The organism is Streptococcus sp. 2022WUSS037, from assembly GCF_044427225.1.
Lineage (GTDB): Bacteria > Bacillota > Bacilli > Lactobacillales > Streptococcaceae > Streptococcus.
In genome coordinates this window covers 1-1,869 of record NZ_JAOTGJ010000068.1, presented here as the reverse complement: position 1 = coordinate 1,869, position 1,869 = coordinate 1, and the positions used below count along the sequence as shown (strand labels likewise).

2 protein-coding genes are annotated in these 1,869 nt (G+C 43.8%); one reads left to right on the top strand and one right to left on the bottom strand.

Annotated features, from left to right (window positions below; all coding sequences use genetic code 11):
- Nucleotides 1-114: 114 nt before the first annotated feature.
- Entirely contained in the window at nt 115-465 is a 351-nt protein-coding gene (locus ODU55_RS11615; RefSeq protein ID WP_398582909.1) for a hypothetical protein, read from the bottom strand.
- A 93-nt stretch (nt 466-558) separates the two neighbouring features.
- Between ODU55_RS11615 and hemW the strand changes: the two genes are divergently transcribed.
- Nucleotides 559-1,686 (top strand): radical SAM family heme chaperone HemW, encoded by a 1,128-nt coding sequence (hemW, locus tag ODU55_RS11610; RefSeq protein WP_398582908.1) that lies wholly within the window; start codon nt 559-561, stop codon nt 1,684-1,686.
- Nucleotides 1,687-1,869: the final 183 nt, after the last annotated feature.

Here is a 1,869-nt window from a genome sequence, read left to right as displayed (position 1 = left end):
AAATAGGTCACAGGTTTCCTTTTTTGTGTGTCCTGATTGGACATAGGCAATAACGCGTTTTCTAAAATCAATTCCGTAAGTCATAAGTCTATTTTATCATACATCAAATAAAAACTAAACAACTATAGCAGGATTGAGAAGTAGGTCTTGAGAGAAGGTGCTAAGGAGATCCCAGTTGACACCTCTGACGCCCATGCTTTTGAAAAAGAGGAGGTAGATCAGTAGAAAACCATAGCATCCATAGAAAAACAAAATAGTCAGTCGGGAAATGCCTGGCTGATAGACCAGTCGAAATAGGGTAAAGAAAAATCCGGTCATTAACAGGATTGCGGCAAGTGCTGGCCAAAAATCAACCGTCATGAAAATGTTCGAGAACTGGTAAAAAAGAAAAGTCATAAAGAGCCAGCGACAGAGCAGAAATGACAGAATCAGGTTAATACAGTCATAGATAACTTCTTTTTTCATAGAGGGCCTCCTTTTATTTCATTATATCATTATTTGAGGGGGAGGCAAAGGCTGTAAAAAATATTTTTAGTGACAGTGTGCTATAATAGTCCTATGAAAAAACGACCAACTTCTGCCTATATCCACATTCCATTTTGTACCCAGATTTGTTACTACTGTGACTTTTCCAAGGTCTTTATTAAGAATCAGCCTGTTGATGAGTATTTGACAGCCCTTATGGAAGAGGTCAAGTTTTACGACCTGCCAACCCTCCGCACACTTTATATCGGAGGCGGAACACCATCGGCTCTTTCGGCAGACCAGCTGGACTACCTTTTGACCAATCTGGAGGACTTGCTGGACTTGTCACAGTTGGAAGAATTCACTATTGAGGCCAATCCAGGTGACTTGACGGCGGATAAGATTGCGGTTCTGAAAAAATCCAGGTGCAATCGAGTATCGCTTGGCGTTCAGACCTTTGACGACCGTATGCTGAAAAAAATCGGTCGCAGCCACAACCAAGCACAGATTTATGAAACCATTGCCGCCCTCAAGGAAGCGGGTTTTCACAACATTTCCATTGACCTGATTTATGCTCTACCTGGTCAGACCATGGAGCAGGTGGTGGACAATGTCGCCAAGGCCTTGGAGCTGGACATTCCCCACATGAGCCTCTATAGCTTGATTTTGGAGAACCACACGGTCTTCATGAACCGCCAACGCCGCGGCAACCTGCATCTGCCCAACGAAGATGTGGAGTCCGATATGTTCGACTACATTTTGCAAGAGCTGGAGAAAAACGGCTTCGAGCACTACGAAATCTCCAACTTCACCAAGCCAGGATTTGAAAGTCGCCACAACCTCATGTACTGGGACAACTCGGAGTACTATGGTCTAGGAGCTGGAGCATCTGGCTACATCGACGGCATGCGCTACCGCAACCGCGGCCCCATCCAGCACTACCTCAAATCCATCCGCGAAAAAGGCCATTCTCGCTTACATGAAGAATTCCTCAGCCAGACCGAGCAGATGGAAGAAGAGATGTTTTTAGGTTTACGGAAAAAAACTGGCGTGTCCATTGAGCGATTCGAGGAAAAGTTTGGCATTTCCTTTGAAGACCGCTACGGTCAGGTGGTCAGAGACTTGAAAAATGAAGGTCTCTTGCAAGAAGAAGACCGTTGGCTTCGTATGACGAAAAAGGGATTGTTTCTTGGCGATACAGTTGCCGAGCGTTTCATATAGACAATATGTAAAGACCCCCAGTTGAGAATTCGTGGATTTACCTGTACACTAGAATAAAAAAAACAATCAACTTCTAACAGGAATTACCACACTCAATTGGAGGTCTTATATGTTTCATTTTACCACACTTTTCATCGGAATGGATGTTCACAAAGAAAGTTTTTCACTCTGCTATTATGATAT